The sequence below is a fragment of the Pseudomonas sp. 13159349 genome, assembly GCF_013305685.1.
GTDB lineage: Bacteria > Pseudomonadota > Gammaproteobacteria > Pseudomonadales > Pseudomonadaceae > Aquipseudomonas > Aquipseudomonas asiatica.
On sequence record NZ_CP045553.1, the window covers coordinates 5,528,828 to 5,554,777 of the forward strand.

The 25,950-nt window shown below is 61.5% G+C and carries 22 protein-coding genes; 4 read left to right on the forward strand and 18 right to left on the reverse strand.

Annotation, left to right across the window (positions count from 1 at the left end; all coding sequences use genetic code 11):
* Window positions 1–9: 9 nt before the first annotated feature.
* The 7 genes from hutG to hutC all read right to left on the reverse strand — a co-directional run bounded on the left by hutG (window position 10) and on the right by hutC (window position 8,455).
* On the reverse strand, window positions 10–813 hold the full coding sequence (hutG, locus tag GEV38_RS25400; protein WP_015272102.1) for an N-formylglutamate deformylase: 804 nt from the start codon (window positions 811–813) through the stop codon (window positions 10–12).
* A 10-nt stretch (window positions 814–823) separates the two neighbouring features.
* Window positions 824–2,029 (reverse strand): imidazolonepropionase, encoded by a 1,206-nt coding sequence (gene hutI, locus GEV38_RS25405; RefSeq protein WP_054572188.1) that lies wholly within the window; start codon window positions 2,027–2,029, stop codon window positions 824–826.
* A 16-nt stretch (window positions 2,030–2,045) separates the two neighbouring features.
* The gene (locus tag GEV38_RS25410; protein WP_054572189.1) at window positions 2,046–3,449 is read right to left on the reverse strand and encodes an amino acid permease; all 1,404 of its coding nucleotides are present in this window, start codon (window positions 3,447–3,449) and stop codon (window positions 2,046–2,048) included.
* Between the two features lie 157 nt (window positions 3,450–3,606).
* Window positions 3,607–5,139 carry a histidine ammonia-lyase gene (gene hutH / locus GEV38_RS25415; protein WP_015272105.1) on the reverse strand — a complete coding sequence of 511 codons (1,533 nt, stop codon included), beginning with the start codon at window positions 5,137–5,139 and terminating at the stop codon, window positions 3,607–3,609.
* Between the two features lie 107 nt (window positions 5,140–5,246).
* Window positions 5,247–6,920, reverse strand: coding sequence for a urocanate hydratase (gene hutU / locus GEV38_RS25420; protein ID WP_015272106.1), 1,674 nt, complete (start codon window positions 6,918–6,920; stop codon window positions 5,247–5,249).
* Between the two features lie 255 nt (window positions 6,921–7,175).
* Window positions 7,176–7,748, reverse strand: coding sequence for a HutD family protein (locus GEV38_RS25425; protein ID WP_013974562.1), 573 nt, complete (start codon window positions 7,746–7,748; stop codon window positions 7,176–7,178).
* The gene (gene hutC, locus GEV38_RS25430) at window positions 7,745–8,455 is read right to left on the reverse strand and encodes a histidine utilization repressor (protein ID WP_013974563.1); all 711 of its coding nucleotides are present in this window, start codon (window positions 8,453–8,455) and stop codon (window positions 7,745–7,747) included. Before hutC ends, GEV38_RS25425 begins: the two co-directional genes overlap by 4 nt.
* A gap of 145 nt (window positions 8,456–8,600) precedes the next feature.
* On the opposite strand from hutC, the gene GEV38_RS25435 reads away from it, so the two are divergent.
* Window positions 8,601–9,965 (forward strand): formimidoylglutamate deiminase, encoded by a 1,365-nt coding sequence (locus GEV38_RS25435; protein WP_054572190.1) that lies wholly within the window; start codon window positions 8,601–8,603, stop codon window positions 9,963–9,965.
* A gap of 116 nt (window positions 9,966–10,081) precedes the next feature.
* Here the strand turns inward: GEV38_RS25435 and GEV38_RS25440 are convergent, their stop codons facing one another.
* The 5 genes from GEV38_RS25440 to GEV38_RS25460 all read right to left on the reverse strand — a co-directional run bounded on the left by GEV38_RS25440 (window position 10,082) and on the right by GEV38_RS25460 (window position 15,453).
* Entirely contained in the window at window positions 10,082–10,654 is a 573-nt protein-coding gene (locus GEV38_RS25440; protein WP_003259870.1) for a lipocalin family protein, read from the reverse strand.
* The gene (bamE, locus tag GEV38_RS25445; RefSeq protein WP_003249234.1) at window positions 10,651–10,905 is read right to left on the reverse strand and encodes an outer membrane protein assembly factor BamE; all 255 of its coding nucleotides are present in this window, start codon (window positions 10,903–10,905) and stop codon (window positions 10,651–10,653) included. Before bamE ends, GEV38_RS25440 begins: the two co-directional genes overlap by 4 nt.
* A gap of 295 nt (window positions 10,906–11,200) precedes the next feature.
* Window positions 11,201–11,797: a DUF924 family protein gene (locus tag GEV38_RS25450; RefSeq protein ID WP_013974567.1), complete on the reverse strand. Its 597-nt coding sequence runs from the start codon at window positions 11,795–11,797 to the stop codon at window positions 11,201–11,203.
* Between the two features lie 3 nt (window positions 11,798–11,800).
* A complete protein-coding gene (locus GEV38_RS25455) occupies window positions 11,801–12,811 on the reverse strand; it encodes a class 1 fructose-bisphosphatase (protein WP_013974568.1) in 1,011 nt (336 codons plus the stop codon).
* A 191-nt stretch (window positions 12,812–13,002) separates the two neighbouring features.
* Window positions 13,003–15,453: a glycogen/starch/alpha-glucan phosphorylase gene (locus GEV38_RS25460; protein WP_054572191.1), complete on the reverse strand. Its 2,451-nt coding sequence runs from the start codon at window positions 15,451–15,453 to the stop codon at window positions 13,003–13,005.
* 184 nt (window positions 15,454–15,637) lie between these two features.
* Here GEV38_RS25460 and GEV38_RS25465 point away from each other — a divergent pair, with 184 nt between their 5' ends.
* Window positions 15,638–16,042, forward strand: a complete 405-nt coding sequence (locus GEV38_RS25465) for a YkgJ family cysteine cluster protein (protein WP_046613485.1) — start codon at window positions 15,638–15,640, stop codon at window positions 16,040–16,042.
* Window positions 16,043–16,051: 9 nt separating this feature from the next.
* Here GEV38_RS25465 and GEV38_RS25470 read toward each other — a convergent pair whose 3' ends face one another.
* The 6 genes from GEV38_RS25470 to thiI form a co-directional block, all read right to left on the reverse strand.
* On the reverse strand, window positions 16,052–17,476 hold the full coding sequence (locus tag GEV38_RS25470) for a PhoPQ-activated pathogenicity-related family protein (protein ID WP_054572192.1): 1,425 nt from the start codon (window positions 17,474–17,476) through the stop codon (window positions 16,052–16,054).
* 209 nt (window positions 17,477–17,685) lie between these two features.
* Window positions 17,686–18,234 (reverse strand): hypothetical protein, encoded by a 549-nt coding sequence (locus GEV38_RS25475; protein WP_015272112.1) that lies wholly within the window; start codon window positions 18,232–18,234, stop codon window positions 17,686–17,688.
* Between the two features lie 44 nt (window positions 18,235–18,278).
* A complete protein-coding gene (locus GEV38_RS25480; protein ID WP_015272113.1) occupies window positions 18,279–19,079 on the reverse strand; it encodes a hypothetical protein in 801 nt (266 codons plus the stop codon).
* Between the two features lie 6 nt (window positions 19,080–19,085).
* The gene (locus GEV38_RS25485) at window positions 19,086–19,670 is read right to left on the reverse strand and encodes a 2OG-Fe(II) oxygenase (protein WP_081013927.1); all 585 of its coding nucleotides are present in this window, start codon (window positions 19,668–19,670) and stop codon (window positions 19,086–19,088) included.
* Between the two features lie 352 nt (window positions 19,671–20,022).
* Window positions 20,023–21,843, reverse strand: coding sequence for a translational GTPase TypA (typA, locus tag GEV38_RS25490; protein WP_013974573.1), 1,821 nt, complete (start codon window positions 21,841–21,843; stop codon window positions 20,023–20,025).
* 127 nt (window positions 21,844–21,970) lie between these two features.
* On the reverse strand, window positions 21,971–23,425 hold the full coding sequence (thiI, locus tag GEV38_RS25495; RefSeq protein WP_013974574.1) for a tRNA uracil 4-sulfurtransferase ThiI: 1,455 nt from the start codon (window positions 23,423–23,425) through the stop codon (window positions 21,971–21,973).
* A gap of 469 nt (window positions 23,426–23,894) precedes the next feature.
* Between thiI and glnA the strand changes: the two genes are divergently transcribed.
* Window positions 23,895–25,301: a type I glutamate--ammonia ligase gene (gene glnA / locus GEV38_RS25500; RefSeq protein WP_015272115.1), complete on the forward strand. Its 1,407-nt coding sequence runs from the start codon at window positions 23,895–23,897 to the stop codon at window positions 25,299–25,301.
* Window positions 25,302–25,475: 174 nt separating this feature from the next.
* Window positions 25,476–25,919: a cupin domain-containing protein gene (locus GEV38_RS25505; protein WP_015272116.1), complete on the forward strand. Its 444-nt coding sequence runs from the start codon at window positions 25,476–25,478 to the stop codon at window positions 25,917–25,919.
* The last annotated feature ends 31 nt before the right edge of the window (window positions 25,920–25,950 follow it).

Below are 25,950 nucleotides of genomic sequence, written 5' to 3' on the forward strand. Positions count from 1 at the left end.
CGGTGAACTTCACCGCCCGTAACGCGCCTGGCCCCAGTCCAGCAGCGCCTGCAGAAGCTGCTTCAACACCTCCTGTGTCGGTCGTGCCAGGTTTTCGCGGTAATCGAACGGCTCGGCTTCTTCCATATAGGTGCTCTGCGCCAGTTCCAGCTGCACCGCATGGATGTGGTTGGCCGGATCACCGTAATACCGGGTGATATGCCCGCCCTTGAAGCGGCCATTGAGCACGTGGCTGTAGCCTTGGGCCTGGGCACAGACCTCTTTCAGCTGTTCGGCCAGAGCCGGGTCGCAACTGGCGCCGTTGAAGGTACCCAGGTTGAAATCCGGCAGCTTGCCGTCGAACAGGTGCGGGATCAGCGAACGGATCGAATGGGCGTCCCACAGCAGGGCGTAGCCGAATTGCTCGCGCAGCCGTGCCAGCTCACGACGAATCGTGTCGTGGTAGGGGCGCCAGATCTGCTCCAGATACTGCTTGCGCTCCTCGCCTGTCGGCACCAGCCCGTCCTTGAACAATGGCTCGCCATCGAAGAGTGTGGCCGGGTACAGGCCAGTAGTGGCGCCGACGTAAAGTGGTTTGTCGTCATCCGGCCGGTTCAGGTCGATGACGAAACGCGAATACTCCGCGGCTACGACACTGGCGCCCATCTCGCGGGCAAAGTCATACAGCCGCGGAATATGCCAGTCGGTGTCCGGCAGGCTGCGCGCCTGCTCGACCAGGCCGTCTCGAACAGCCGGCGACAGTTTCAGGCCGGCGTGGGGCATGCTGATCAGCAGCGGCAGGCGCCCCTGGTGAAAACTCAGTACCTTGTCCATCGTGCCTCACTCAATTGGAAATTTCGTGGCCCTTGCGCACTACGCGCTTGGGCAGGTCGCCGCCCAGCCAATAGGCCAGGTCGGCGGGGCGTTCGATCTGCCAGGCGACGAAGTCGGCAACCTTGCCCACTTCCAGCGAGCCATGGCTGTCGCCCAGGCCCAGCGCCGTTGCAGCGTGCACGGTGACACCGGCCAGTGCCTCTTCCGGCGTCATGCGGAAACATGTGCAGCCCATGTTCAGCATCAGCCGAAGCGACAACCCTGGCGAGGTGCCGGGATTGAGGTCGCTGGCCAGGGCGATCTTCACACCGTGGCGGCGCAGGGCGTCCATCGGCGGCAGCTGGGTTTCGCGCAGGAAGTAGAACGCGCCCGGCAGCAGCACGGCGACCGTGCCGGCTTTTGCCATGGCAATGGCGTCTTCCTCGGTCATGAACTCCAGGTGGTCGGCCGACAGCGCCTGGTAGCGCGCCGCCAGGCTGGAACCGTGCAGCGACGACAACTGTTCGGCGTGCAGCTTGACCGGCAGGCCCAGTTCGCGCGCCTTGATGAACAGCCGCTCGACCTGGGCCGGGGAGAACGCCAGGTGTTCGCAGAAGGCATCCACTGCGTCCACCAGGCCTTCGGCGGCCAGGGCCGGCAGCATTTCATCGCAGATGTGCGCGATGTAGTCATCAGCCCGGCCGACGTATTCCGGCGGCAAGGCATGGGCTGCCAGACAGGTGGCGCGCACCGCCAGAGGCAACTCGTCGGCCAGGCGCCGGGCCACACGCAGCATCTTGCGCTCGTTGGCCAGGTCCAGGCCGTAGCCGGACTTGATCTCGATGGTGGTCACGCCATCGCGCATCAGCGCCTGGACCCGTTGGCGGGCACTTGTGAACAGCTCGTCCTCGCTGGCCGCGCGGGTGGCCCGCACGGTGCTGGCGATGCCACCGCCCTGTGCGGCGATTTCGGCATAGCTCACGCCCTGCAGGCGCTGCTCGAACTCGCCGCTGCGGTTGCCACCGAACACCGCGTGGGTGTGGCAGTCGATCAGCCCGGGGGTAACCCAGGCGCCGCCCAGGTCCACCGTACGTTCGGCCTCGACCGACGCCAGCTCGACGCGCGGGCCGATCCACTCGATCAGCCCGGCGTTGGTGACAATGGCCGCGTCCTCAATGGCGGAGTAACGGCCCTCGGCCATGGTTGCCACATGGCAGTGCTGCCAGACGGTTCTCATACATCGACTCCTTTACTTAGCGGTGCAGCTCGGCCGGTTCCGCTACTGGCTTGCCCTGCCCTGCGCGCGGCTTGCACCACAGCAGGTAGGACGCCACCAGGAACACCACCCAGACCACGCCGACGAGCAGTGCCGCCTGGGTATCCGGGAAGTAACCGAGCACGCCAAAGATGAACACCATGAACGCAATGGCCATGGCTGGGCCGTATGGCCAGAATGGTACCGGGAACTGCAGCTGGGCCACTTGTTCACGGCTCATGCTGCGGCGCATGGCCACCTGGGTGAGCAGGATCATCAGCCACACCCAGACGGTAGCGAAGGTGGCGATCGAGGCGATCAGCAGGAACACGTTCTCCGGGATCAGGTAGTTGAGCAGCACGCCGATCAGCAGCGCAGCACCCATCACCACAACGGTCATCCACGGCACGCCGTGCTTCGACAGCTTGCTGAAGCCGCGCGGTGCGTGGCCTTGCTGGGCCAGGCCGTACATCATGCGGCCGGCGCCGAAGATGTCGCTGTTGATGGCCGAGATCGCGGCAGAAATCACCACGATGTTCAGCACCGCGGCGGCAGAGCCGATGCCCAGGTTACTGAAGATTTGCACGAACGGGCTGCCCTGGCTGCCAATCTGCGGCCATGGGAACAGGCACATCAGCACGAACAGGGTGAGCACGTAGAACAGCAGGATGCGCAGCGGCACGGCGTTGATCGCCTTGGGGATGACCCGCTGCGGGTCCTTGGCCTCACCGGCGGTCACGCCGATGATCTCGATGCCGCCGAACGCGAACATCACCACGGCAAAGGAAGCGATCAGGCCACCCACGCCATTGGGCATGAAGCCGCCGTGGTCGAACAGGTTGTTGACACCCACGGCCTGCCCGGTGCCTACCTGGCTGAAGCCGAAGGCCATGATGCCGAGGCCGGCCAGGATCATCGCCACGATGGCGCCGACCTTGAGCAGCGACAGCCAGAATTCCATTTCGCCGAAGACCTTGACGTTGCACAGGTTGAGGCCGCCGATCAGGAAGACGATGCCCAGCACCCAGATCCAGCGGGCCACTTCCGGGAACCAGAAGCCCATGTAGATACCGAAGGCGGTGACGTCGGCGATGGCGACGATGACCATCTCGAAGGCGTAGGTCCAGCCGAGGATGAAGCCGGCCATGGGGCCGAGGTAGGTGCTGGCGTAGTGGCCGAACGAGCCGGCGACCGGGTTGTGCACAGCCATTTCGCCGAGGGCGCGCATGACCATGAACACGGCGGCGCCGCCGATCAGGTAGGCCAGCAGCACGGCCGGGCCGGCCATCTGGATGGCCGAGGCGGAGCCGTAGAACAGGCCGGTGCCGATGGCGGAACCGAGGGCCATGAAGCGGATGTGGCGGGCACTTAGCCCGCGTTTTAGACCTTGAGCTTGTTGCATGTCACGTCCTTAAATTGTTTTTGTGGTCGTGAGATCGAGGGGGGCTGCCTTGCAGCCCAATCGCCGGCAAGCCAGCTCCCACAGAGATGGTGTGTCGCATCTCCATCTGTGGGAGCCGGCTTGCCGGCGATGGGCCGCACAGCGGCCCCTGGGAGCATTACAGGCTTGGCAGCACACCAGCCGGCAGCAGGCCGGTCAGGCGCCCCTTGGCCAACAGTTCCACGGCCTTCTCGATGTCGGGCGCGAAGAAGCGGTCACGGTCGTAGTGCGGCACTTCGCTGCGCAGCGCCTGGCGCGCCTGCTCCAGCTTGGCCGAGGTCTTCAGGCCCTTGCGCAGGTCCAGGCCCTGGCAGGCGCCCAGCCATTCGATGGCCAGCACGCCGCGGGTGTTTTCAGCCATTTCCCACAGGCGCTTGCCGGCAGCCGGGGCCATCGACACGTGGTCTTCCTGGTTGGCCGAGGTCGGCAGGCTGTCGACACTGTGCGGGTGCGACAGGGCCTTGTTCTCGCTGGCCAGGGCAGCAGCGGTGACCTGGGCGATCATGAAGCCCGAGTTGACCCCACCGTTTTCCACCAGGAACGGCGGCAGCTGGGACATGTGCTTGTCCATCATCAGCGAGATACGGCGCTCGCTGAGCGAACCGATTTCAGCGATGGCCAGGGCGATGTTGTCGGCGGCCATGGCCACCGGCTCGGCGTGGAAGTTACCGCCGGAAATCACGTCACCTTCGGCAGCGAACACGAGCGGGTTGTCCGACACGGCGTTGGCTTCGATGCCCAGTACCTCGGCGGCCTGGCGCAGCTGGGTCAGGCAGGCGCCCATGACCTGAGGCTGGCAGCGCAGCGAGTACGGGTCCTGGACCTTGTCGCAGTTCTTGTGCGACAGCGACACTTCGCTGGAGTCGCCCAGCAGGTCACGGAAGCAGGCAGCAGTGTCGATCTGGCCGCGCTGGCCACGCACTTCGTGAATGCGCGCATCGAATGGCGAGCGCGAGCCCAGTGCGGCTTCGACGCTCAGGCCGCCGCAGGCGATGGCAGCGGCGTACAGGTCTTCGCCCTGGAACAGGCCACGCAGGGCATAGGCGGTGGACGCCTGGGTGCCGTTGAGCAGGGCCAAACCCTCCTTGGCGGCCAGGGTCAGCGGCTCGAGGCCGGCCACGGCCAGGGCTTCGGTGGCTGGCAGCCACTGGCCCTTGTAGCGGGCCTTGCCTTCACCCAGCAGCACCAGCGACATGTGCGCCAGCGGGGCGAGGTCGCCGGAAGCGCCCACCGAACCCTTCAGCGGGATGTGCGGATAGACTTCGGCGTTGACCAGGGCGATCAGCGCGTCGATGACTTTGCGACGGATGCCGGAGAAGCCACGGCTGAGGCTGTTGATCTTCAGCACCATGATCAGCCGCACCAGGTCGTCATCCAGCGGCGCGCCGACACCGGCGGCGTGGGACAGCACCAGCGAACGCTGCAGGTTTTCCAGGTCGTGGCTGGCGATGCGGGTCGAGGCCAGCAGGCCGAAACCGGTGTTGATGCCGTAGGCGGTACGGTCTTCGGCGATGATCTGCTCGACGCAGGCAACGCTGGCGTCGATGGCTGGCGCGGCGCTGGCGTCCAGTTGCAAGCGCACGGGCGCCGCATGGATGGAGCGCAGTTGGGCCAGGGTCAGGGTGCCGGGCTTGAGGGTCAATTCGGTCACTTCACTACTCCAATCGCGTGGAGCCGCAGGCCCGTTTGTAAGTGCCTGCGTGCTCCTTCTTGTTGTTCAGTATCACCCCTTGTGGGGTGCGATCCAAAGCGTGGCGATCAGCCAGTGATCATCGGCAGGTCCAGGCCCTGCTCCTTGGCGCAGTCGATGGCGATGTCGTAACCGGCATCGGCATGACGCATCACACCGGTCCCTGGGTCGTTGGTCAGCACGCGAGCGATACGCTCGGCGGCTTCATCGGTACCGTCGCAGACGATGACCATGCCAGAGTGCTGGGAGAAGCCCATGCCCACGCCACCACCGTGGTGCAGCGAAACCCAGGTAGCACCGCCGGCGGTGTTCAGCAGGGCGTTGAGCAGCGGCCAGTCGGAGACAGCGTCGGAACCGTCGCGCATGGCTTCGGTTTCACGGTTGGGGCTGGACACCGAACCGGAGTCCAGGTGGTCACGACCGATCACGATCGGTGCCGACAGCTCGCCGCTGCGTACCATTTCGTTGAACGCCAGGCCCAGCTTGGCGCGCAGGCCCAGACCAACCCAGCAGATACGTGCCGGCAGGCCCTGGAAGCTGATGCGCTCGCGAGCCATGTCCAGCCAGCGGTGCAGGTGGGCGTCGTCGGGGATCAGTTCCTTGACCTTGGCGTCGGTCTTGTAGATGTCTTCGGCATCACCGGACAGCGCCGCCCAGCGGAACGGGCCGATGCCACGGCAGAACAGCGGGCGGATGTAGGCCGGCACGAAGCCCGGGAAGTCGAAGGCATTGGCCACGCCTTCTTCCTTGGCCATCTGGCGGATGTTGTTGCCATAGTCGAAGGTCGGGACACCCTGCTTCTGGAAATCGAGCATGGCTTGCACGTGCACGGCCATCGACTGCTTGGCGGCCTTGACCACTGCAGCCGGTTCGGTCTGTGCGCGGTCGCGGTACTGTTCCCAGGTCCAGCCGGCTGGCAGGTAACCGTTCAGCGGGTCGTGGGCGCTGGTCTGGTCGGTGACCATGTCCGGGCGCACGCCACGCTTGACCAGCTCTGGCAGGATTTCGGCAGCGTTGCCGTGCAGGGCGATGGAGATGGCCTTGCCTTCGGCGGTGTACTTGGCAATGCGTGCCAGGGCGTCGTCGAGGTCAGTGGCCTGCTCGTCGACGTAGCGGGTTTCCAGACGGAAGTCGATGCGGCTCTGCTGGCATTCGATGTTCAGCGAGCAGGCACCGGCCAGGGTGGCGGCCAGTGGCTGGGCGCCGCCCATGCCGCCCAGGCCGGCGGTCAGTACCCACTTGCCTTTCAGGCTGCCGCCGTAATGCTGGCGACCGGCTTCGACGAAGGTTTCGTAGGTGCCCTGGACGATGCCCTGGCTGCCGATGTAGATCCAGCTGCCGGCGGTCATCTGGCCGTACATGGCCAGGCCCTTGGCGTCCAGTTCGTTGAAGTGTTCCCAGTTGGCCCAGTGCGGCACCAGGTTGGAGTTGGCAATCAGTACGCGCGGGGCGTTGCTGTGGGTCTTGAACACGCCGACCGGCTTGCCCGACTGCACCAGCAGGGTTTCGTCGTCTTCCAGGCGGGTCAGGGTCTCGACGATCTTGTCGTAGCACGCCCAGTTACGGGCAGCGCGGCCGATACCGCCGTACACCACCAGTTCCTTCGGGTTTTCCGCGACCTGTGGATCGAGGTTGTTCATCAGCATGCGCAGTGGCGCTTCGGTCAGCCAGCTTTTGGCAGTCAGCTTGTTGCCACGTGGGGCACGGATTTCAACGTCACGGTATTTGTTGTTGTCGGTCACGGGAAAGGTCCTCTGCGGTCGTCCGCGGGCGGGTATGTCGTGGTAGATATACAAACACACCTTTACTTGTATGTACAAGCATGGACAACCAAAATAATTGGACCTTTCCGCTGAATGGCAAAAGAAATGGGGCCGCTGCGCGGCCCTTCGCGGGCTTGCCCGCTCCCACAGAGAGCTCCACTGCCTTCAAGGCGTGCGCTGTACCTGTGGGAGCGGGCAAGCCCGCGAAGGGCTGCGCAGCAGCCCCCGGCTATTTCAACGTGAAACGAGTTCGATCAGGCAGAACCGCCCCTGCACATCCAACCCCAACAACTGGTCATTGCCCTCCAGCCGCAAGCAGTCATACAACCCCAACCGCTGCGTCTCACGCCCGGCAATACCCACCTCGACCTGGCTGCTGGCAGCGAACAGCAACACCGTCGACGCCGAACTGTACAAACGGCTGGTGCCATCGAACCACTGCAACCGCGCCCGGTAGCGCTGCGGTGCATATATCAGGTTGAAATCACGGATCGCCCCGCCCAGCAGCTTGCAGCTGACCTGGCTCTCGCCGCTGAAGGCAAAGGCATCGAACGGCAGCAACGGCCGGCTGGCCTGGCCGTCCACCAGCAAGCGCATGCCGTCGCCCTGCAACACGGTGATGATTCGCTGGTAGCCGGCGAAGGTGGAAAAGCCACCGGACTCCTCGATATCGGCAATCGACAAGCGCCAGCCAAAGCCGTCCAGGCCTTCGCCACTGTCGCGGGTAATCTCTTCGGTGAAACCGCCACCGTTCTTCCACGGCATGCGCGGGTAGCCCTGCGCACGCAACAACTGCAGCTGACTCATTTACTGAAACGTCCTTCCAGGCGATGACGGGAACCGGGGTGGATCAGCCGCGCGGCAGTCACCGGCTGGCGGCCGGACCAGGTGCGACGGCGGATCAGCAGGCAGGGCTCGCCCCTCTCGATCTGCAACAGGCGGCATTCTTCCGGCTCGGCCAGGATTGCCTCTACCACGTGCTCACCCTCGGTCAGCGGCGCCACCTGCGACAGGTAGGCGTATGGCGTCTGCCGGGTGAAGTCCTGCTTGAGGTAGTCGGGGGCAATCGCCGCATTGACGTAGCGGTCCTCGATCTGCACCGGCACGCCGTTCTCGAAATGCACGATCAGCGAGTGGAACACTCGCTGGCCTTCGCGCATATCCAGGGCCAGGGCCCGCTCGGAACCGGCCGTTTCCTCGGTGAGGGTGATCACCTGGCAGCTATGCTGGTGGCCACGCGCGGCAATTTCGTCGGCAATGTTGTTGACCTCGAACAGCGCCGAACGCCCCTTGGGCTCGGCCACGAAGGTACCGACCCCTTGCATGCGCACCAGCAGGCCTTCGGCAGTGAGCTCGCGCAGGGCGCGGTTGATGGTCATGCGGCTGAAGCCCAGCTCACTGACCAGTTCGCTCTCCGAGGGTACCCGGTGATGCGGTGGCCAGCTGCCGTTGTCGATCTGCTGGATGATCATCTGTTTGACCCGGGCGTAAAGCGGAGCCGGGCCCTCGCCCATCTGGGCAACCAGCGCGGAGACAGGAGGTGTCGGCACGGCGTTGGATCCTTGTGCAAATGGAATGAGCGGTAGCTTGCCGCAGTTTACCCGGCAGGCAAACGCCTGTATATGTATATACAAGTTAACAATAACAGGATTTTCACCGATGTCCGCCTACTTCGCCGAACGCGCCCTGCTACCCACGGGCTGGGCCAGCCATGTCCGCATTGAGGTCACCAGTGATGGCCATGTGGCCCGCATCGAACCGGGCGCCTCGGCCGAAGGCGCCGAGCGGCTGGCCGGCCCGCTGCTGCCCGGCATGCCCAACCTGCACTCGCATGCCTTCCAGCGCGCCATGGCAGGGCTGGCGGAAGTCGCCGGCAACCCCAACGACAGTTTCTGGACCTGGCGCGACCTGATGTACCGCCTGGTCGGCCAGATCAGTCCAGAGCAGCTGCAGGTCATCGCCCGCCAGCTGTACATCGAAATGCTCAAGGCCGGCTATACCTCGGTCGCCGAGTTCCACTACGTGCACCATGACCAGGCCGGCAGGGCCTACGCCGACCCGGCCGAACTGTCCCGCCGCATCAGCGCGGCTGCAGCCGACAGCGGCATTGACCTGACCTTGCTGCCGGTGCTGTACAGCCACGCAGGCTTCGGCGGCCAAGCCCCGAATGACGGGCAACGGCGCTTCATAAATTCCACTGAACAGTACCTGCAACTGCAAGCGCAGCTGGCCCCGCTGCTGGCCGCGCAACCCGCGCAGCAACTGGGTCTGTGCTTCCATTCGCTGCGCGCGGTGACGCCCGGGCAGATCGCCGAAGTGCTGGCAGCCAGCGACAAACAGTGCCCGGTGCATATCCATATCGCCGAGCAGCAGAAGGAAGTCGACGACTGCCTGGCCTGGAGCGGCCTGCGCCCGTTGCAGTGGCTGTACGAGCACGTGGATGTGGACCCGCGCTGGTGCCTGGTGCACGCAACCCACGCAGAGCCGGATGAAGTCACCGCAATGGCCCGCAGCGGCGCGGTAGCCGGGCTTTGCCTGACCACCGAGGCCAACCTGGGCGACGGGATTTTCCCGGCAGTGGACTACCTGGCGCAGGGTGGGCGCATGGGCATTGGTTCGGACAGCCATGTATCGCTGAGCGTGGTGGAGGAACTGCGCTGGCTGGAATATGGCCAGCGACTGCGCGACCAGCGGCGTAACCGCCTGTATCGCGGCGACCAGCCGATGGTCGGGCGCACGCTGTATGACGCTGCCCTGGCGGGCGGTGCGCAGGCGCTGGGGCAGGCGGTCGGGGAACTGGCCGTGGGCAAGCGCGCCGACTGGCTGGTGCTCGATGGGCAGGACCCTTACATAGCCATGGCCGATGGGGATGCGATTCTCAACCGCTGGCTGTTTGCCGGCGGCGATCGCCAGGTGCGGGATGTGATGGTGAATGGGCAATGGGTGGTGCGCCAGGGGCGGCATGCGCAGGAAGAGCAAAGCGCGCTGGCGTTTGCCGAGGTGTTGCGACAGCTGTTGGGGTGAGTTTATTGGGGCCGCTTTGCGGCCCATCGCGACACAAGGCCGCTCCTACAGGAATGTGCGTTCCCCTGTAGGAGCGGCCTTGTGTCGCGATGGGCTGCAAAGCAGCCCCCAGAAATTCAGTGCATCTTGACGATCTGCTGGTCCGACGCGCGCCAGATCAGCCGGCTGGTGTCATAACCCTGCTGCCGGGCCTTGGACATCAGGTTCTCGCGCTCCCAGGCTGGTAGCGTCGGCGTACGCGACAGTAGCCACAAGTGCTTGCGGTCCGGGCTGCCGACCACCGCCGTGCGATAGCGATCATCCACATACAGGATCCAGTACTCGCCCCTCGCCACCCCTGGCACCAGCTTGGTGAACCAGTTGTCGAACTCGACCCACAACTTGTCGGTGTGCCCTGGCTCCTGGATGTTCGCATGCCCCTCGGCGCGCAGCCATTCGTCACCCATGGTGCGGCAGCGGTTGAGCACGCCGAGGCTACCATCGAGCCTGAGGTTGTAGTGCGCTTCGGACTGCTCACAGCCGGTCTGGTAGCGCATTGGCAGGCGCGCCAGTTCGTACCACTTGCCCTGGTAGCGCTTGAGGTCGATGTTGCCCGCGGTTTTCGGCGCCAGCGGGTCGTGCACGGAGCCGGCACAACCGCCCAGCAGCAACGCCAGGCATACCCCCATCAGCAGATAAACGCGCCTCATTTGAGACCCTGCCCTGAATACATGAGCACCTTGTCAGCCGCGTACTGCACACTGATGAAGCTCTTCTCGTCCCCCCAGGTGCAGCTGCTCATGCCCAGCGCGCCAGAGCACTCGGTCGGCGTGCCGAGCAGCTGCTCGACCTCGGCCTTGTTCATACCGGCCTTGATCTTGGAATAGTTTTCCTGATTGATCTTGCTGCAGGCAGTCAGAACGACGCACAGCGACAACAGGGCGAGGGAACGCAACGACATGAAGGACACTCCTGGAGAGGGGATACAGGCGAGTGGCCTGCAGTGACCTTCGACGGTAAAAACCCTCCCAGGTTCCCTGCTCCCCCTCCTCTACCCCTACACCATTGGTCGGATGGCCACTACTGTGCGATTAATCACAAAGAATTACCCCGCACAAACAAAAAGGCCGCCCCTACGTACTGTAGGAGCAGCCTTGTGCTGCGAAAGGGCCGGTGAGGCCAACAGGGATGCATGGGCAGCGAGGGACACTTCGCAGCACAAGGCTGCTCCTACAAGGATCCCGCCAACCCTGGAATCAGAACCTGGACCCAGGCTCCAGCAAAAAGTCCATCTCTTCGCTGGTACTCGGCCGCTCCAGCACCAGGTTGCGGTGCGGGAAGCGCCCGAAACGGGCAATTACCCGCTGGTGCTGCTCGGCATAGTCGAGGAAGCCTTCGAACAACCGGCGGTTGGCTTCGGGCTGCTCGTCCAGCAGCACCTGGTAGCGCTCGACGCACAGGTTCTGCCAGTCCAGCACTTCGGCATGTTCCAGTACCAGCAGCACGAACACCCGCTGTATCGGCAGCAGCTGGTAATCCCAGTTCTTCTGCAAACCCTGCATCGCCACCACCTGAGCACGCCGGTCGCCCTCGAAGGCACGCGGCGTGTCGCGGTAGATCATGCGCGGCAGCTGGTCCAGCAGGATCAGCAGGCCCAGCCAGCCCTGCGGGCTTTGCTGCCACTCGTCGAGCCCACCCGCCAGGGCATGCTCGACCAGATCGCCAAACAGCGCATGGGCGTCGGCGTCATGATGCTTGCCGAACCACAGCGTGCTCTTCTCGTCAGCCACGGCCTGGGGACTGGTGCCCCAACCGAACCACCACTCCAGCAACGGCTGCCAAGGTGCGAGCATGACTTACTCCTTGTGGTAGGCGGTGACGCGCTCTACCTCTTCCTTCGAGCCGAGAATTACCGACACACGCTGGTGCAGGCTTTCTGGCTGGATGTCGAGGATGCGATCGTAACCGTTGGTGGAGGCGCCGCCGGCCTGTTCGATGATGAAGGACATCGGGTTGGCTTCGTACATCAGGCGCAGCTTGCCCGGCTTGCTCGGTTCGCGGGCGTCACGTGGGTACATGAACAGGCCGCCACGGGTCAGGATGCGGTGTACGTCGGCCACCATCGAGGCGATCCAGCGCATGTTGTAGTTTTTCTTCAGCGGGCCGGTCTCGCCTGCCAGCAGTTCCCCCACGTAACGCTGAACCGGGGCTTCCCAGTGGCGCTGGTTGGACATGTTGATGGCGAATTCTGCGGTAGTTTCCGGCACGCGGATGTTTTCGTGGGTGAGGACGAAGCTGCCCAGTTCGCGGTCCAGGGTGAAGCCCTTGACGCCGTTGCCCAGGGTCAGGATCAGCATGGTCTGCGGGCCGTAGATGGCGTAACCGGCGGCAACCTGCTGTGTGCCTGGTTGCAGGAAGGCTTTTTCGTTCAGGGTTTCGTTCTGGCTCAGGTATTCGTTAGGGCAACGCAGTACCGAGAAGATAGTGCCGACCGAAACGTTGACGTCGATGTTGGACGAGCCATCCAGCGGGTCGAATACCAGCAGGTAGGCGCCTTTCGGGTACTTGCCCGGGATCTGGTAGGCGTTGTCCATTTCTTCGGAAGCCATGCCGGCCAGGTGGCCGCCCCACTCGTTGGCTTCCAGCAGGATATCGTTGGAAATCACGTCCAGTTTCTTCTGGACTTCGCCCTGCACGTTTTCAGTGCCCATGCTGCCCAGCACGCCACCGAGGGCGCCTTTGGAAACGTGATGGCTGATTTCCTTGCACGCACGCGCCACCACTTCGATCAGGAAGCGCAGATCGGCAGGGGTATTGTTGCTGCGGGTCTGCTCAATCAGATAGCGACTAAGGGTAACGCGGGACATGTATGGCTCCGAAAGGATTGGGGATAAAAACCCCCGCAGTTTACAGGGAGAGTTGCGGGCTAGCGAGTGATGAGACTCGCCACGGCTCTCAGACGGCACAATAGGTTGGTAGTTCAGCGCGCGCCAGGCCGGTGGTCTGGTTGTGGGCCCATTCGCGGGTACGCCCGCGAAGAGGCCGGCACAGGCTTACCTTAATCCAGAGCCTTCCAGATCTCGCTGGCATATTCCCGAATGGTCCGGTCCGAGGAGAACCAGCCCATCCGCGCGGTATTCAGCACCGCCATGCGCCACCATTCCTGCGGCGTGTGCCACAGCTCCTCGACCCGTCGCTGGGCATCCCAGTAGGCATCGAAATCGGCACACACCAGGAAACGGTCATGAGCTACCAGCCCGTCGATCAGCGCGCTGTAGCGCGACGGGTCGTCCGGTGAGAACACCCCGCTGCGAACAGCCTGCAACACATCGTTCAGGCGGCTGGACGTGGCAATCGCCGCACTGGCGCCAAAGTCACCGTCGCGCCGCCTGGCCTCCACCTGCTGCGCAGTAAGGCCGAATATGAACATGTTTTCGGTACCCACCTGCTCGCTCATCTCGACGTTGGCACCATCCAGGGTGCCGATGGTCAGGGCACCGTTCAGGCCGAACTTCATGTTGCTGGTGCCGGACGCTTCGTAACCGGCGGTGGAGATCTGCTCGGAAAGGTCCGCCGCCGGGATGATGCTTTCAGCCAGACTGACGTTGTAGTTGGGCAGGAACACCACCTTCAGCAGGCCGCGCACGGTGGGGTCGTTGTTCACCACCCGGGCGATGTCGTTGGCCAGCTTGATGATCAGCTTAGCCTGGTGATAGCTGGCCGCGGCCTTGCCGGCGAAGATCTTCACCCGCGGCACCCAGTCGGTACCGGGGTCGTTGCGCATGGCCTGGTACAACGCCACGGTGTGCAGCAGGTTGAGCAACTGGCGCTTGTATTCGTGGATGCGCTTGACCTGCACGTCGAACAACGCCTCGGGGTTCACCGTAACGCCCAGGCGGTCCTGGATGATGCTGGCCAGGGCACGCTTGCTGTGCAGGCGCTGCGCGGCGAACTGCTTGCGGAAACCGCTCTTGTCGGCGAACGGTACCAGATTGGCCAGGCGTCCTTCGGGGTCGTCCAGCAGATCAGGGCCCAGCGCCTCGATCAGCATCGCGGTCAGCTGCGGGTTGGACTGGTACAGCCAGCGGCGGAAGGTAATGCCGTTAGTCTTGTTGTTGATCCGTTGCGGGTAGAGCTTGTGCAGCTCGGCGAACACCGTGCTTTTCATCAGCTTGCTGTGCAGCGCCGACACACCGTTGACGCTGTGCGAGCCGAGGAACGCCAGGTTGCCCATGCGCACCCGGCGGCCATTGTCTTCCTCGATCAACGACACAGCCCGCAACACGTCGAAGTCGTGCAGGCCTTTCGCCCGCAGCGCGTCGATGTGGTAGGCGTTGATCAGGTAGATGATCTGCATGTGCCGCGGCAGCATGCGTTCCATCAGCGCAACGGGCCAGGTTTCCAGGGCTTCGGGCAGCAAGGTGTGGTTGGTGTAGGCCAGGGTGCCGACGGTCAACTCCCAGGCGGTATCCCAAGGGATCTCATGCTGGTCGACCAGCAGGCGCATCAGCTCGGCCACGGCGATCGACGGGTGGGTGTCGTTGAGCTGGATGGCCGCCGCATCCGGCAGGTTGAGCAGGTTGTCGTGCATGTTCAGATGGCGGCGCAGCAGGTCCTGCAACGAAGCCGAGACGAAGAAGTATTCCTGGCGCAGGCGCAGTTCCTGGCCCGCCTCGGTGCTGTCGGCCGGGTACAGCACCCGCGAAATGCTTTCGGCCCGTGCCACCTCGGCCACCGCGCCCAGGTGGTCGCCGGCATTGAAGCGTTCCAGGTGCAGCTCTTCCAGCGCCCGCGCACGCCACAGGCGCAGGGTATTGACGCTGGCCCCGCGCCAACCGACCACCGGGGTATCGTAGGCCACCGCCCGCACGGTCTCGCCCGGCCACCACACCTGACGCTGCTGGCCGTGGGTGTCGTGCACCGTTTCGACGCTGCCGCCAAAGCTGATGGGGTAGATCACCTCGGCGCGCTCGAACTCCCAGGGGTTGCCGAAGTCGAGCCAGTTCTCGGTCTGCTCCTGCTGCCAGCCATCGACCATGGCCTGACGGAACAGCCCGTGCTCATAGCGGATGCCATAACCGTGAGCAGCGATGCCCAGGGTCGACATGCTCTCCATGAAGCACGCTGCCAGGCGACCCAGGCCACCGTTGCCCAGCGCGGCATCGGGCTCGAGCAGGCGAATGCGCTCCAGGTCCACGTTCAGCCCTTCCAATGCGTCGCGGGCAATGTCGAGCAGGCCCAGGTTGCTCAGGCTGTCATACAGCAGCCGGCCGATGAGGAATTCGAGAGAAAGGTAATAGACCCGCTTCTGGCTGCGGCGATACGCCTGGCGGGTGTGGTCCATCCAGTGATCGACCATGTGATCGCGCGCGGCCAGGGCGATGGCCTCGAACCAGTCGTGGTCGAAGGCGTGCTCTGGGTCCTTGCCAACCGCGTAGGTCAGCTTGTCCAGTACAGCGGCGCGAAATTCGGCCACCTCGGCGTCACGAGCTTTGGGTTCCTGGGACATGCGGCATCCTCGGGCAAGTTGACGAAAACGGAGGGAGACTGTTGAGCCTAGACCCTTCGACAGGGAGTGACAGTTAGCGTTCGCAGTTTTCATGCCCACTTTGCGATTCCGGCAAAAGGTTGTTCATAAATTGAACAATTCCGGTATGATCGCGCGCCCCAAGACCGTGATACACCCCATAAAGATGAAAACGACCCTGATCGCCGCAGCCGAAGTCGACCGCCTGGAGACCTGGCAGCGCTACACCAGCAACATGTGCCATGGCTGCCATTCGACCTGCTGCACCCTGCCGGTGGAGGTGAAGATCAAGGATCTGATCCGTATCGGCGTGGTCGACGAGTTCGAGAAAGACGAACCGCCGAAGAACATCGCCAAGCGCCTGCAGAAGGACGGCATCATCGAACGCTTCAACCAGAAGTCGGGGATCTTCACCCTGACCCGGATGAGCAATGATGACTGCCTGTATCTGGATCGTAAAAGCCGGCTGTGCACCATTTATGACAAGCGGCCGGATACCTGCCGCAACCACCCCAAGGTCGGGCCGCGGCCAGGTTATTGTGCTTACAAGCCAAAGGTGGCCTCGCGCTAGGTCAACCTTTCATCTCCCACCTGCAGGGAAGCTTCTGCACGAACCACCCTGGTCCATCGGCGGATGTTCAGGATAGGTGCGCGGCAGCACACTGACCGAGCTGGTTGCGATGAAGCCGTCAGCAAATTTCGCCTCGACGAACTGCGCCTGCCAGCCTGCCGCCGGTGCCGTGCGTTGCAGGGTAAACTGCTGCACAGGCGCGAGTGTCTCGGCCTGGTAGCGCACCCCACAGGCATAGCGGAAGTCACGGTCCTGGCTGTTGCTCGCCGTCCAGACCTTAACCGCCACTGGCGGCTCGGAGAATTCGACGGTCATCTGCCCGCCTTGCCCGTTCGGCGACACCTGCACGCTTGGCAGAGGGGCCCCATCGCGCAAGCGCGACACCGCAGGTACCAAGGTACTGACTACCGCTTGACGCACCCCGCCATGGTCGGAGTTCGGCAATACCCTGAGGCTGGTCTGGCCCGGCAGGCGCTGCTGATAATCGGTGACCGGGTCAGGGACGAAGAAATCGTCACCACTGGCGGACACCAGGTACTTGGGAATGGCCAGACGCTGCCTTTTCTCGTTCAGGTACTGCATCGGGTCCATCATCGCCATCAGCCGCTCGAATGCCGGGGTGCCCAGCTGTTGCAGGACACCAGCCTGCTGGTAGGAACCCAGCGCCAAGGGCCAGTGACCACCATAACGCTTGCGCAATCCGGCCAGCATGTCCGAAGTATCCGCGACGTCGATCACACTGGGCACGATGGCCATCACCCGCTCATCGGCCAATGCCGTGAGCCATGCGCTCCAGCCGCGCTTGGAGGCACCCGTGATAATGAAGCGGTCCACCGTGAGCCCTTGCCCTGCCAGCTCTTGCTCGGCCAGATCCATCGCCCGGCTTGCCGCCGCGGCCATCGGCACGTGCAGTGGCAATTCCGGCGCGGCGCCGCGAAGCGCATGAGCCCAGGTATGGGCCACGGCGTCATCCTCGCGCAAGGGCTTCTCGTTATCGTTGAAGGTCACGTACTGATTGGGCACATCGCTGATCATGACCACGGCCATCCGTGCCTTGAGGGCGACCTCGCGCAATGCCTCGCGGGTATAGTCCGGGGTTTGCGCCGGTCCGAACCGTACACCGTTGTTCACCACCAGCAAGGCTTTGCCGGGCACGGCATTGTGCGGGATATGCAGCTCGACATCATGCTCCCAGCGGCGCGGCTCAACCACCGGCGCTGGTTCCCAAACCTGCGAAACCATCTGCAAGCGACGGAACGCATACCCAGGCTCGGAGGCTTGCTCGAGCAATACGGCTTCCAAGGGTGCCTGACGCACCTTGCCAATATGGCACTGGACAACATCCTGCGGACGCAGGCTGGCACAATCCTGCATGGTGCAAGCCTGCAAGCCTGCCATCAGGCAGGGGATGGCCAGCGCTAAACGGTAATTCATGTGCATGCTTCCGGCTTCGAGAAAGCACTTCACGCTAGGCATCACAACAAGCGCGCACAAGTCGCAAAAGGCCGTGAAGGATGCAACCTACATCAGCTTGAGATATCACCTACAAAAAACCTGCGTCATACAAACAAAAACGCCCCCGGCGATGCGTGCGAGGGCGTTTTGACTCGAACGAGCAAAATGGGAATAGCTCTATTTCTATATCAACCCTGCCGAGCAAGGTCGCGCAGATGAAGTACAACCATAACGATCGCGGCTATGGCGGTCACTATTGATGCCAAGGTACCCAACACGACCGTGGACATTATCGATTCATTGTTCCAAACCACGACCTGTTGATTGAGACGATCGTCGTAGAGTATTTGCCCGTCCAACGTGGCGAGTTCACGCACGGTGCTACCATCATCCCCACGTTCCACTGTAAGAATAACCTTCGCATTGATACGAAGCCCCGATGCCTCATACAACTTCCGGTAAGTATAAACACGTTTACCCTCCCGCCTTCCATCAAGCTTATATGCTACGCCAAAATGTACTAGCGAACGGTTATGCTCCCAAACGTCTGGATAACCGGATACTCGCCCCTCGATAACTAGTAGCCTAGACAAATCAGGGGCCTTATATACTTCCAGCTGACTGAAATAAAGCGCAACACCTGCAAGCATCGTAATCACGACAATCGCAAGCAATTGAGCTCGCTTTAAAGGAGGGGACACTCTGAGCAACTTTATGAATCCAGAAAATGACTGCACACGCCCCTCCTGCTATTTTAAATAGGAAAATCACCTAAAAATCTTTAATGATACCTATCAACTCCACCTACGCCCCCGCCAGGCGGGATGATCTCTATAGGACCTATATCAATATTCCACCTGGGGAGTTCCGGCAATGGGAATACCATAGGCCCGCCACCGAAGTCCGGCTCAATATAGCCACCCCCGCCGCCGCCAGATATTCCGTACAGGTGAGAAAGGTCGCTTCCAAGCAGCACGCCTTGCGTATCCGGGTTCCACTGGGTTACCGCAACTCGGCCCGCATAGATTGCGCTGATTTGGGCGAGCGATGCAAGGGCCAAGTCCGGCGCTACCCAGTAATCAGGGTAGGTGGCATTTGTATTTGCAACGAAATGTTTTTGCACTACAGGTGCGATAAAAGAATGATACAAATTTGTTGCCGCATCGGAATTGAGTATCCCCAAGGCATTAGCCCCAACGCCCACAGCAGTGAAAATAACTGCGGGAGTGCCAGCCCCAGCAAGCAAGCTTATACTGCCGACAATCCCCGCAACATTTCCAACCAGGCTCAGGACATCACCTTTTTCAAATTTCTGGTCGGTCTTGTACTGAGCAGTAATTTTTAGAAATACTGTAGTCGCAGCAAGCGTATTCACCTTGATATTGAGGAAGGGTGTAAAACCCGCAGTCAGCTTTACTATTGACGTGATCCCGGCGACTGCAGCTCCGGTTTGGGCACTCTGATTCACTAGAACGAACCCTGACTTGTCGCTATTGTACTGATCCGTCAGGGAAGTAGCTGCCGCACCCACCGCTACCGGTTTTTCAACGTAGCCCAAGATAATCTCAAGTGTTTTGATCATCTTTCGCTACTCCCTGATCAATGTCTTGAAGGCGATGCTCATACGCAGCCGATTACAACTCACACCAGGCGCCCGAGCACCATGCGGCACTTCCCCATTGAAGATTACAACCCGCCTCGGCTTAGGCTGTACCGACAGCACAATACTTTCTTTGTCAGCGTCGTAGAATACAAGCTCACCACCCCAGCAGGTGGCCCAGTACTCGCTGCAAAACAGCATTACAGTTTTCCCTGGCGCCTCGGCTGTATTGTCACGATGAATAGGACCATCCTGGCTGCTTGTTTGACCATTGGCGTATACCCCTAACAGGGTCGCCGAAGGCATATGCGCAGCCTTGATACGTGTCCAGATATTCGCCAGAAAAGCCCAGTCCAGTCGCTCTCGTAGTTCTTGCTCACAGTCTTCCAATTCATTTCTGCGAGTACCGGCGATAAAACTGTGCCAACATGGACGATCAAGGGGAGCATAAGGATAGGGCCAGCCATAACGCCAGAGCGAGCCAGTTAGGAGCCTCAATATTTTCGTGTGCTCTTCGTCCGTTATTCCATCATCAATCACACAGATATTTTTACAAGCAGTCAAACCTACCATTACTTCAATCTCCTGATCTCAACATAGCGATTGGAGACTGAAAGTTAAAACACCTATAGATATTCTCACACAGGGAAACAGCCGCTCAGCCGGTGACCTTTACCATAGCCTTGATGTGATAAAAGATTTAGTCGCCATACCGAGCTCCCATTTTCTTTACCTCAAACAAACTTTTTTCAGACTGACACCAACCTGAAGTCCTGTCTGCCCCAAGCATTTACCATCGATAAAGGCACGTGTGCGTGAGAGACCGCAGGCAGCCACTGCCCTTGGCTTCACTCAGAATTGGACATAAAAAAACGCCCCCGGCCTTTCGACCGGGGGCGTTTTCGTTTCAGCTCAAGCTAGACGATCAAGCCTTGGCTTTCTTGGCAGCGCGGGTACGCTCGCCTTCGTCCAGGATCTTCTTGCGCAGGCGGATCGACTTCGGAGTCACTTCGCACAGCTCGTCGTCCTGGATGAATTCCAGGGCCTGTTCCAGGGTGTGGCGAACCGGCGGCACCAGGGCGATGACTTCGTCTTTGCCCGAAGCACGCATGTTGTCGAGCTTCTTGCCTTTGGTCGGGTTCACGCCCAGGTCGTTGTCACGGCTGTTCAGGCCGATGATCTGACCGTTGTAGATGTCCTGGCCGTGCTCGATGAACAGCTTGCCGCGAGCCTGCAGGGTTTCCAGCGAGTAGGTCAGCGCCTTGCCGGTCTCGATCGAAACCAGTACACCGTTCAGACGACCGGACATCTGGCCGGCTTTCATGGTGTCGTAGCGATCGAAGATCGAGGTCAGGATGCCGGCACCGTTGGTCAGAGTCAGGAACTGGTTACGGAAACCGATCAGACCACGAGCAGGTACGTTGTACTCCAGACGTACACGGCCTTTGCCATCCGGCGCCATGTTGGTCAGGTCGCCCTTACGCAGGCCCATTTCTTCCATGACCTTGCCCTGGGATTCTTCAGGGATGTCGATGGTGACGTTCTCGAACGGCTCCTGCTTCACGCCGTTGACTTCGCGGATGATCACTTCAGGGCGGCCTACAGCCATCTCGAAGCCTTCACGACGCATGGTTTCGATCAGAACCGACAGGTGCAGCTCACCACGGCCGGAAACCTTGAACTTGTCAGCCGAGTCGCCTTCTTCAACGCGCAGTGCAACGTTGTACAGCAGCTCTTTGTCCAGACGTTCCTTGATGTTACGGCTGGTGACGAACTTGCCTTCCTTGCCGCAGAACGGCGAGTCGTTGACCTGGAAGGTCATCGAAACGGTCGGCTCGTCAACGGTCAGTGGCTTCATCGCCTCGACGTGGTTCATGTCGCACAGGGTGTCGGAGATGAACAGCTCGTCGAAACCGCTGATGCAGACGATGTCGCCAGCCTGGGCTTCTTCAACGTCGACGCGGTGCAGGCCGTGGTGGCCCATCAGCTTGAGGATACGGCCGTTACGCTTCTTGCCTTCGGTGTCGATGGCAACAACCGGGGTGTTCGGCTTGATACGACCACGGGCGATACGGCCAACGCCGATAACACCGAGGAAGCTGTTGTAGTCCAGAGCGGAGATCTGCATCTGGAACGGGCCATCGACGTCAACGTTCGGCGCCGGTACGTTGTCGACGATCGACTGGTACAGCGGGGTCATGTCTTCGGCCATGTCGGTGTGGTCCAGACCGGCGATGCCGTTCAGGGCCGAAGCGTAGACAACCTGGAAGTCCAGCTGATCATCGGTGGCACCGAGGTTGTCGAACAGGTCAAAGATCTGGTCCAGAACCCAGTCAGGACGCGCGCCCGGGCGGTCAACCTTGTTGATCACGACGATCGGCTTCAGGCCAGCTTCGAAAGCCTTCTTGGTCACGAAGCGGGTTTGCGGCATCGGGCCGTCCTGGGCATCGACCAGCAGCAGCACGGAGTCGACCATCGACATTACACGCTCAACCTCGCCACCGAAGTCGGCGTGGCCGGGGGTGTCGACGATGTTGATGTGGTAGCCGTTCCAGTTGATGGCGGTGTTTTTCGCCAGGATGGTAATGCCGCGCTCTTTTTCCTGGTCGTTGGAGTCCATCACGCGCTCGTCGTTGAGCTCGTTACGCTCCAGGGTGCCGGACTGGCGCAGGAGTTTGTCGACCAGGGTGGTTTTACCATGGTCAACGTGGGCGATGATGGCGATGTTACGCAGATTTTCGATCACAACTGTATCTCGATCAGAGGATTCGGTTGCCGCCAGTGTAGGCGGCGAATATGTATGGTTTGAGGCTCAGCGGGCCCGGTGGTCGGGAGGGCGATGGCGGATGCTGCCGCCATACAGCCCTGGCGTCTTATGCCGGACGATAAACACGCACATTGGCATGTCCCTCACTGAGCAGGTGGTGTGCGTGCAGACGGCTCATCACACCTTTGTCGCAATACAGCAAGTACTGGCGGTTGGCATCCAGCTGCTTGAACTTGCTGTTGATGGCATAGAACGGCATGGCCTGGACTTCGATACCGTCCAGCACCAGAGGTTCGTCTTCCTGGGCATCGGGGTGACGAATGTCGATAACGATCTGGCCGGGCAGCGCCTCGGTCACTTCCTCAATTTCGATGTCCTTGCCCAGTTCGTCGATCACATGGTCGATGGAGATCAACCGGGCGCGTTCCAGGGCGCGCTCCAGCACGGCCATGTCGAACTGCTTCTCTTCATGCTCCATGCGGTGGCGCTTGGCGTGAGTGGTCGGGTTTACCGAGATCACGCCGCAGTATTCTGGCATGTGCTTGGCGAAGTCGGCAGTGCCGATCGCGTAGGCCTGGTCGATGATGTCCTGCTTGTGGCTGGCCAGCAGGGGGCGCAGCACCAGCTTGTCGGTGGCCGAGTCGATGATCGACAGGTTCGGCAAGGTCTGGCTGGACACCTGGGAAATCGCTTCGCCGGTGACCAGGGCATCGATCTCCAGGCGGTCGGCCATGTGCGCGGCACCACGCAGCATCATGCGTTTGAGGGTCACGCCCATGTAGCTGTTGTCGACCTTGTTCAGAATCTCGCCGACCACTTCCTCGAACGGCACGCTGATGAACAGCACGCGCTGGCTGCTGCCGAACTTCTTCCACAGGTAGTGAGCCACTTCCATCACGCCCAGCTCGTGGGCACGGCCACCGAGGTTGAAGAAGCAGAAGTGGGTCATCAGGCCGCGGCGCATCATCTGATAAGCCGCCACGGTCGAGTCGAAGCCACCGGACATCAGTACCAGTGTCTGCTCCAGGGCGCCCAGCGGGTAGCCGCCGATGCCCTGGTGCTGGTTATGGATCACGTACAGGCGCTGGTCGCGGATTTCGATGCGCACCAGCACTTCCGGGTTCTTCAGCTCGATGCCGGCGGCGCCGCACTGCTGGCGCAGCTGGCTGCCGACGTAACGGTCGACGTCCATAGAGGTGAAGTCGTGGTGACCACCGCGCTTGCAGCGCACGGCGAAGTGCTTGCCGGCCAGCAGGTGGCCGAAGTGCTGCTTGCACTTGGCGACGATGTCATCGAAGTCGCCGAGCGGGTATTCCTCTACCTGCAGGAAGTGGGTGATACCCGGGGTGCAGGTGAGGCGCTCGATCATCTCGCGCTGGACCTTTTCGTCTTCGACGCGGGTGACCACTTCGAGATTGTCCCAGACACCATCGACCACGAGCTCAGGATCGAGGTCCTTGAGCACGTTGCGGATGTTCTTGCCGAGCTGGCGGATGAAGCGCTTGCGCACCGGCCGGCTCTTGATGGTGATTTCTGGGAAGACTTTGACGATAAGTTTCATTGGTTAACAGCGCGCGCAGGGCCTGCCGAAAATGAGGGGCGCGAATTATAGCGGAAATTGCTCAGGATTTGACCAACTTTTGTACAGAAGGTCGGATTTATATTGCCTGCACCGGCCTCATCGCCGGCAAGCCAGCTCCCACAGGCTATCCACAGTTCTCAAGACCTGCGCCCTACCTGTGGGAGCTGGTTGCCGGCGATGAGGCCCTCAAAGAAAGCACACAACTCAAGCAATGCACACTATTGGTGCACCGCTACCAAAATTCGCATCTTAAGAGTGCACTTCTCCCCAGCAACCCACCCCCAGATGCCCGCAAACGCCCCCTTTTATCCCGCCCTCGCCATTTTCGGGCACTGGCATGCAATTTGCTCCCTTGTGAGGCAGGTAAGCTTGGCCGACTATCCGCGCCCGGCAACACCCTTTTTCCAGGGCAGCGGCCCACCGCGCTCTAGACCATCCGGAGGACAACATGTCGAAGTCGGTTCAACTCATCAAAGATCATGACGTCAAGTGGATTGATCTGCGTTTCACGGACACCAAAGGCACTCAGCACCACGTGACCATGCCGGCGCGTGATGCACTGGAAGACGACTTCTTCGAAGTCGGCAAGATGTTCGACGGTTCCTCCATCGCTGGCTGGAAAGGCATCGAAGCCTCCGACATGATCCTGATGCCGGTCGACGAAACTGCCGTACTGGACCCGTTCACCGAAGAGCCGACCCTGATCATCACCTGCGACATCGTCGACCCGTCGAGCATGCAGGGCTACGATCGTGACCCTCGCGCCATCGCCAAGCGCGCCGAAGAGTACCTGAAGAGCACCGGCATCGGTGACACCGTATTCGCAGGCCCGGAGCCAGAGTTCTTCATTTTCGACGAAGTGAAGTTCCAGTCGGACATCTCCGGCTCGATGTTCAAGATCTTCTCCGAGCAAGGCTCGTGGATGACCGGCGCTGACGTGGAAGGCGGCAACAAAGGCCACCGTCCAGGCGTGAAGGGCGGCTACTTCCCGGTTCCGCCGTTCGACCACGACCACGAAATCCGTACTGCCATGTGCAACGCACTGGAAGAAATGGGCCAGACCGTCGAAGTTCACCACCACGAAGTGGCGACTGCCGGCCAGAACGAAATCGGCGTCAAGTTCAACACCCTGGTGAAGAAGGCTGACGAAGTACAGGCGCTGAAGTACGTCGTGCACAACGTTGCCGACGCCTACGGCCGCACCGCTACCTTCATGCCGAAGCCACTGTACGGCGACAACGGCTCGGGCATGCACGTGCACATGTCGATCTGGAAAGACGGCAAGAACACCTTCTCGGGTGAAGGCTATGCCGGCCTGTCCGACACCGCCCTGTACTTCATCGGCGGTATCATCAAGCACGGTAAGGCCCTGAACGGCTTCACCAACCCGTCGACCAACTCCTACAAGCGTCTGGTCCCAGGCTTCGAAGCCCCGGTAATGCTGGCCTACTCGGCTCGCAACCGTTCCGCCTCGATCCGTATTCCTTACGTCGGCAGCCCGAAAGCCCGCCGTATCGAAGCTCGCTTCCCGGACCCATCGGCCAACCCATACCTGGCCTTCGCGGCCCTGCTGATGGCCGGCCTGGACGGTATCCAGAACAAGATCCACCCAGGCGATGCTGCCGACAAGAACCTGTACGACCTGCCGCCTGAAGAGGCCAAGGACATTCCGCAGGTTTGCGGCAGCCTGAAGGAAGCTCTGGAAGAGCTGGACAAGGGCCGTGCGTTCCTGACCAAGGGCGGCGTGTTCTCCGACGACTTCATCGATGCCTTCATCGAGCTGAAGAGCGAAGAAGAAATCAAGGTCCGCACCTTCGTTCACCCGCTGGAATACGAGCTGTACTACAGCTGCTGATCTGATCGGCGCCTCGCGCCGATGACATGATCACGAACGGCCTCCTTCGGGAGGCCGTTTTCGTTTCCGTGGCTGCGTCCTCGATTTCATACAGAACCGGCAGATGCCGCTGACATTTCGCCGCCCCCCTCAGCACGCAGGGTAGGCGTCCCTTCAGTCAAAGGACATCACGCCATGCGCAAACTTCTACCTGCAATGATTACCGTATCCGCCCTCCTCACCGGCTGCGCCAGCAATGGCACCGCGCCAGGCCAGGCAACGTCACAGGTGCTTCACCGCGCCACCGGCAGTTGGGACGGTACTCCCTATCTCGATTACCCCGAAGGACGACCAGTGCTGTCGCTTGTGAAAGTCAGCATTCCCGCCCACACCACCCTTGGCTGGCACTGTCACCAGGCGCTCAATCTAGGCTATCTGACCGAGGGACGACTCGAGGTGGAAACCCGCGACGGCAAGCGGACAAGCCTGGTTGCAGGCCAGACGCTGGCCGAACTTCAAGGGGAAGTGCACCGCGGGCACACCACTGGGCAGCCCGCCACTGTCATGGTGTTCCACGCAAGCAATGAAGACCTTGCGTTTTCAACGCCAGAAGCCGAATGCCCGCCAACTGTGCGATAAACCCTGAAACCACCTATGCTCCATATTGGTG